Genomic DNA, 6,247 nt, shown 5'->3' with positions numbered 1-6,247 from the left:
TGCGAGGGAAGTGAGAGAAAAAAGGTCGAAATATCCCTTAAAAAACAATGCCGGTCACCTTAAGTGACCGGCATTACGCTCAGGGCGTCCGTTTTTTTATGCTCAGGAGATCTGTTACTCAGATTCTCTGGCGATACCGAAATGCTTATACGCATGATTGGTCGCCATACGCCCGCGCGGTGTGCGCTGAATAAATCCCTGCTGGATCAGGAAGGGTTCGATGACGTCTTCAATCGTCTCGCGCTCTTCGCCAATCGCCGCGGCTAAGTTATCCAGCCCGACCGGCCCGCCGCTGAACTTATCGATAATGGCCAGCAACAGTTTGCGGTCCATGTAATCGAAACCTTCGGCATCAACATCCAGCATATCCAGCGCGCCGTTAGCCACATCACCATTAATGGTACCGTCGCCTTTCACTTCCGCGAAGTCACGCACACGGCGTAATAAGCGGTTAGCGATACGCGGCGTTCCGCGTGAACGGCGGGCTATCTGATGCGCGCCCTCTTCCGACAACTCCAGCCCGAGGCAGGAGGCGCTACGTCCGACGATGTGCTGCAAATCAGCCACCTGATAGAACTCCAGACGCTGTACGATACCGAAACGGTCACGTAACGGTGACGTCAGGGAACCGGCGCGGGTCGTCGCACCAATCAGGGTAAACGGCGGTAAATCGAGTTTGATGGAGCGTGCCGCAGGACCTTCACCAATCATGATATCCAGCTGATAGTCTTCCATCGCCGGATAGAGAATTTCTTCGACGACCGGTGAGAGACGGTGGATTTCATCAATAAAAAGCACATCATGCGGCTCGAGGTTGGTCAGCATCGCGGCCAGATCACCGGCTTTTTCCAGCACCGGCCCCGACGTGGTACGTAAATTCACGCCCATCTCGTTCGCCACGATGTTGGCCAGCGTGGTTTTACCCAGTCCCGGCGGTCCGAAAATCAACAGGTGATCGAGCGCATCTTTGCGTTGCTTAGCCGCCTGAATAAAGATTTCCATTTGCGAACGCACATGCGGCTGTCCAACGTATTCGCTGAGCAACTTCGGGCGGATCGCACGGTCAATGACCTCTTCTTCACTGAAAACTTCGGGAGAAATCAGGCGGTCAGCTTCAATCATCGTTTACCTCACAGCGCTGCGCGCAGCGCTTCTCTAATCAACGTTTCAGATTCTGCGCCCGGTTTGGCCACCTTGCTGATCATGCGGCTGGCTTCCGGTGGTTTATATCCGAGGGATATCAGCGCTGCAACGGCTTCGCCTTCGGCGTCAGATTCTTTAGCTTTCGACGCCGATGCAGGTAGCGTGATATCAGTATGATTGTTAAATAGATCACCGTTTAATCCTTTAAACCGGTCTTTCATTTCGACGACCAGGCGTTCTGCGGTTTTCTTACCGACGCCAGGTAACTTAATTAATGCGGTGATTTCTTCCTTTTCTACCGCACTGACAAACTGCTGCGCCGACATGCCTGACAGAATCGCCAGCGCCAGCTTCGGCCCAACGCCGTTGACTTTAATCAGCTCGCGGAACAGCGCGCGCTCTTGTTTATCGTTAAATCCGTAGAGCAACTGGGCATCTTCACGGACGATAAATTGCGTGAAGATGATAGCTTCCTGACCCAGTTCCGGCAATTCATAAAAACAGGTCATCGGCATATGCACTTCATAGCCCACGCCGTTGGTTTCAAGCAGCACCAAAGGGGGCTGTTTTTCCAGAATAATGCCTCGTAGTCTGCCTATCACGTTCATTTTCCTTGTCAGGTCAAAAGCAGCGATGTTTATATCATAAAAAAGGCTGGATGGATATCCAGCCTAATGGACTTGCGGCGTCTATCGCATACGTCCGCGCGCCATCTGTAATTTGTCACTGCTGAGCCGGATAGCATTCTGGCTCATATGACAATGCGTTATGGCAATTGCCAGCGCATCGGCGGCATCGGCCTGCGGGTTAGCCGGTAATTTCAGGATTGACCGCACCATATGCTGAACCTGCGCTTTTTCTGCCGCACCGGTACCGACCACGGTCTGTTTGACCTGCCTCGCCGCATACTCAAATACCGGCAGATCCTGATTGACAGCAGCGACAATTGCCGCACCGCGTGCCTGCCCGAGCTTTAACGCGGAGTCAGCGTTCTTCGCCATAAACACGGATTCGATGGCAAAAAAATCAGGCTGAAATTGCGTAATGATTTCCGACACACCGGCGTAAATCAGTTTCAGACGTCCCGGCATATCGTCCACCACGGTGCGGATACAGCCGCTGCCGAGATAGCTGAGCTGACGCCCTGTCTGGCGGATAATGCCATAGCCGGTAATACGCGAACCGGGGTCGATCCCCAGAATAATAGCCATAGCCAGTCAACGCCTTGTGTTGTCGTTTTTTTGGAAAGTTGGGGAGAGTATAAACTGCTGAGGGACAACAGGATAGCCAGCCGGTGGTAGCCACCGGCGGCACTGAGATTACAGGGTTTCTGCGATCTCGTCGGAGATTTCACCGTTGTGGTAAACCTCCTGCACATCGTCACAATCTTCCAGCATGTCGATCAGGCGCAACAGTTTAGGTGCAGTTTCTGCATCCATGTCGGCTTTGGTCGATGGGATCATCGTGACTTCAGCGGAATCAGCTTTGTAACCGGCGGCTTCCAGCGCGTCTTTCACTTCGCCCAGATTTTCCCAGGCAGTGAACACATCGATAGCGCCATCATCGTAAGAAATGATGTCTTCAGCACCCGCTTCCAGCGCGGCTTCCATCAGCACGTCTTCATCCAGACCAGGAGCGAAAGTGATCACGCCTTTTTTGGAGAACAGATAAGCCACGGAACCGTCGGTACCCAGATTGCCACCGGTTTTGGTGAAGGCATGACGCACTTCTGCCACGGTACGGTTGCGGTTATCACTCAGACATTCAACCATGATGGCTGAACCGCCAGGACCGTAACCTTCATAAATGATGGTTTCCATGTTGGTGTCTTCGTCACCGCCCACGCCACGTGCGATAGCCCGGTTGAGGGTATCGCGGGTCATGTTGTTGGACAGCGCTTTATCGATAGCCGCACGCAGACGTGGGTTTGAACCCGCATCGCCGCCACCCAGACGCGCAGCGGTAACCAGCTCACGAATGATTTTGGTAAAAATTTTGCCGCGTTTAGAATCTTGCGCCGCTTTGCGGTGCTTGGTATTGGCCCACTTACTGTGACCTGCCATAAATATCTCCAAAAAGTCTAAAGTCTTAACAGACCGAATAGTTTACAAATTCTTCAATCGCCTGCTGGTTGCTCGGGGAGACTGTCAGCGCTGCCGCTGCCAGTTTATCGAGCCACCGGTACGCATGATGTTCGGTGAGAACCACATCACGCTCGTCGGGTAACGCCAGACAGAACCAATGTTCTTTATTGCGGGTCACACCGGGAGCATAGCGATGGCGCAAATGCGCAAATATTTCAAAGTCCTCGCAGCGATGGCAGTCCTGCAGAGTCAGGTTTTCACCTGCAATGTCGATACCGACCTCTTCCATGACTTCACGCTGCGTGGTTTGATTTGGGGATTCCCCGTCTTCCAGACTGCCGGTCACCGACTGCCAGAAATTCGGGTCATCCTTTCGTTGAAGCATCAGCACCCTGCCGGTGTTTCTGGCGTAGATGACGCACAGTATCGACTCAGGACGCTTATAGCTCATTAGTTATTCTCTGTATTTGTGTCTGGTGTCACTTCTTTTTTCGCCACAACCGCAATGCCCAGTTCCAGCAGCGACGCAGGGTTGGCAAAACTTGGCGCTTCGGTCATCAGACACGCCGCAGCGGTAGTTTTCGGGAAGGCGATCACGTCACGGATGTTATCCGTGCCGGTCAGCAACATCACCAGACGATCGAGACCAAATGCCAGACCGGCGTGCGGAGGCGTACCGTATTTCAGGGCGTCGAGCAGGAAGCCGAATTTCTCGCGCTGTTCGTGCTCGTTAATACCCAGAATGCTGAACACGGTCTGCTGCATTTCGCTGCGGTGAATACGCACAGAACCGCCGCCCACTTCGTAGCCGTTGATCACCATGTCGTAGGCGTTAGCGATAGCAGAAACCGGGTTCGCTGCCAGTTCTTCTGCGCTCATGTCTTTTGGTGCAGTGAACGGGTGGTGCATAGCGCTCAGGCCGCCTTCGTCAGTGTCTTCAAACATCGGGAAGTCGATCACCCACAGCGGAGCCCACATGTCTTCTTTAGTGATTTTCAGGTCACGGCCGACTTTAAGGCGCAGTGCGCCAATCGCGTCAGTCACAATCTTCGCGCTGGCTGCGCCGAAGAAAATCATGTCGCCATCCTGTGCACCAGTGCGTGCGATCAGGGCAGCCAGCAGTTCTTCATTCAGGAATTTAGCCACCGGGCTCTGGATACCTTCCAGGCCTTTCGCCACTTCATTCACTTTGATATAAGCCAGGCCTTTCGCACCGTAGATTTCGATAAATTTGGCGTATTCGTCAATTTGTTTACGGCTCAGGGAGGCACCGCCCGGAACGCGCAATGCAGCCACGCGGCCTTTCGGATCGTTGGCCGGATCAGCAAACACTTTGAACTCGATGTTTTTCATCAGGTCCGCAACATCCACCATTTCCATCGGGTTGCGCAGGTCCGGTTTATCAGAACCGTAGCGACGCATGGCCTCTGCGAAGGTCATGATCGGGAAGTCGCCCAGATCCACGCCTTTCACTTCCTGCCACAGTTCGCGGGCCAGTTTCTCCATCACTTCGCGCACTTGTTCGGCGCTCATGAAAGAGGTTTCCACATCGATCTGGGTGAATTCAGGCTGACGGTCAGCACGTAAATCTTCGTCACGGAAGCATTTTACGATCTGATAATAACGATCAAAACCAGACATCATCAGCAGTTGTTTGAACAGCTGAGGAGACTGCGGCAAGGCGTAGAACTTACCTTTGTGCACACGGCTTGGCACCAGATAGTCACGCGCGCCTTCCGGTGTAGCTTTGGTCAGCATCGGAGTTTCGATGTCGAGGAAGTCATGGCTGTCCATGAAACGGCGTACGAAGCTGGTGATTTTTGCACGCGCTTTCAGGCGGTTAGCCATTTCAGGACGACGCAAATCCAGATAGCGGTATTTCAGACGCGCTTCTTCAGTGTTGACGTGGTTGGAGTCCAGCGGCAGCGATTCGGAACGGTTGATAATGTTCAGATTACTGGCGAACACTTCCACTTCACCGGTCGCCATGTCTTTATTGAACTGGCTTTCCGGGCGTGCACGCACGGTGCCGGTTAACTGGATGCAGAACTCGTTACGCAGTTCAGACGCCAGCTTGTAGGCCTCTGCCTGATCGGGGTCGAAGAAAACCTGAACGATGCCTTCGCGGTCACGCATATCGATGAAAATCAAACCACCCAAATCGCGGCGACGGTTAACCCAGCCACACAATGTTACTTCCTGGCCCACATTGGACGCATTCAGTTTTCCACAATATACAGTACGCATAACGGTATCCTTTTGATCCCACTACCCGGCCTCATGGCTCACAGGCACAGAAACGGTTATTGACTCTGGTCGCCCGCCGCAAAACTCAGCAGCGCACGGAATGGGTTTTATTCAGGTCGAAAAAAGGCGGCTATTATAAAGGAATTTCCGGCGAAGGATAAGTGCGAACACGTCAACGCTGGCGCGGAAATTCACTCGTGTTGCTGGCTACACATAATTTAACAAAATTATATCTTTTTGCTCCCCGCGCTAGCATAGACTCACGCAATCCCCTTTGTACACGCAGTAAATGATTCCTTTCTCTCATTACCCATTTTGAAAACCGGGAGCTAAACATGAAACTTGATCCAAAAAACACCGCGCTGGTACTGATTGACTTACAGAAAGGAATTTTACCGTTCGCAGGCGGCCCGCACACCGCACAGCAGGTGCTGGATAATGCCACTGAACTGGCAACCCGTTTCCGTAAACTGGGTGCGCCGGTCGTCATGGTGCGCGTGGGCTGGTCTGACTCTTTTGATGAAGCGCTGAAACAACCGGTTGATGTCCCTGCGGCTGCGCCGGAAGGCGGTTTACCGCCAAGCTGGTGGGAATTCCCGGAACAACTGGGCGTAACCGACAGCGATCTGCTGGTGATCAAACGTCAGTGGGGCGCGTTTTACGGCACCGATCTGGATTTACAACTGCGCCGCCGCGGCATTAAAAGCATCGTGCTTGCCGGTATTTCCACCAACATCGGCGTGGAATCTACGGCCCGTAATGCCTGGGAACAT

General features: G+C 53.2%; 7 protein-coding genes. 1 reads left to right on the top strand and 6 read right to left on the bottom strand.

Annotated elements, in window-relative coordinates; genetic code table 11:
- Positions 1-114 precede the first annotated feature (114 nt).
- From ruvB to aspS, 6 genes are all read right to left on the bottom strand, one after another.
- On the bottom strand, positions 115-1,122 hold the full coding sequence (gene ruvB, locus DXU84_RS24800; protein ID WP_013575038.1) for a Holliday junction branch migration DNA helicase RuvB: 1,008 nt from the start codon (positions 1,120-1,122) through the stop codon (positions 115-117).
- A gap of 8 nt (positions 1,123-1,130) precedes the next feature.
- Positions 1,131-1,745, bottom strand: coding sequence for a Holliday junction branch migration protein RuvA (gene ruvA, locus DXU84_RS24795; protein ID WP_013575037.1), 615 nt, complete (start codon positions 1,743-1,745; stop codon positions 1,131-1,133).
- A gap of 87 nt (positions 1,746-1,832) precedes the next feature.
- Positions 1,833-2,354, bottom strand: a complete 522-nt coding sequence (gene ruvC, locus DXU84_RS24790; protein ID WP_013575036.1) for a crossover junction endodeoxyribonuclease RuvC — start codon at positions 2,352-2,354, stop codon at positions 1,833-1,835.
- Between the two features lie 108 nt (positions 2,355-2,462).
- Entirely contained in the window at positions 2,463-3,206 is a 744-nt protein-coding gene (locus DXU84_RS24785) for a YebC/PmpR family DNA-binding transcriptional regulator (RefSeq protein WP_013575035.1), read from the bottom strand.
- Between the two features lie 25 nt (positions 3,207-3,231).
- The gene (gene nudB / locus DXU84_RS24780; protein ID WP_013575034.1) at positions 3,232-3,678 is read right to left on the bottom strand and encodes a dihydroneopterin triphosphate diphosphatase; all 447 of its coding nucleotides are present in this window, start codon (positions 3,676-3,678) and stop codon (positions 3,232-3,234) included.
- Complete coding sequence (gene aspS, locus DXU84_RS24775; protein ID WP_112151804.1) at positions 3,678-5,474, bottom strand: aspartate--tRNA ligase; 1,797 nt, start codon at positions 5,472-5,474, stop codon at positions 3,678-3,680. Before aspS ends, nudB begins: the two co-directional genes overlap by 1 nt.
- A 335-nt stretch (positions 5,475-5,809) precedes the next feature.
- Here aspS and DXU84_RS24770 point away from each other — a divergent pair.
- A partial coding sequence (locus tag DXU84_RS24770) for a hydrolase (protein ID WP_153376836.1) occupies positions 5,810-6,247 on the top strand: 438 nt, incomplete at its 3' end.

Origin of the sequence: Rahnella sp. RcJ3 (assembly GCF_009498575.1) — a bacterium.
GTDB lineage: Bacteria > Pseudomonadota > Gammaproteobacteria > Enterobacterales > Enterobacteriaceae > Rahnella > Rahnella aceris.
The sequence above is the reverse complement of the archived record's forward strand: the minus strand, read 5'-3'. Positions and strand labels throughout refer to the sequence as shown.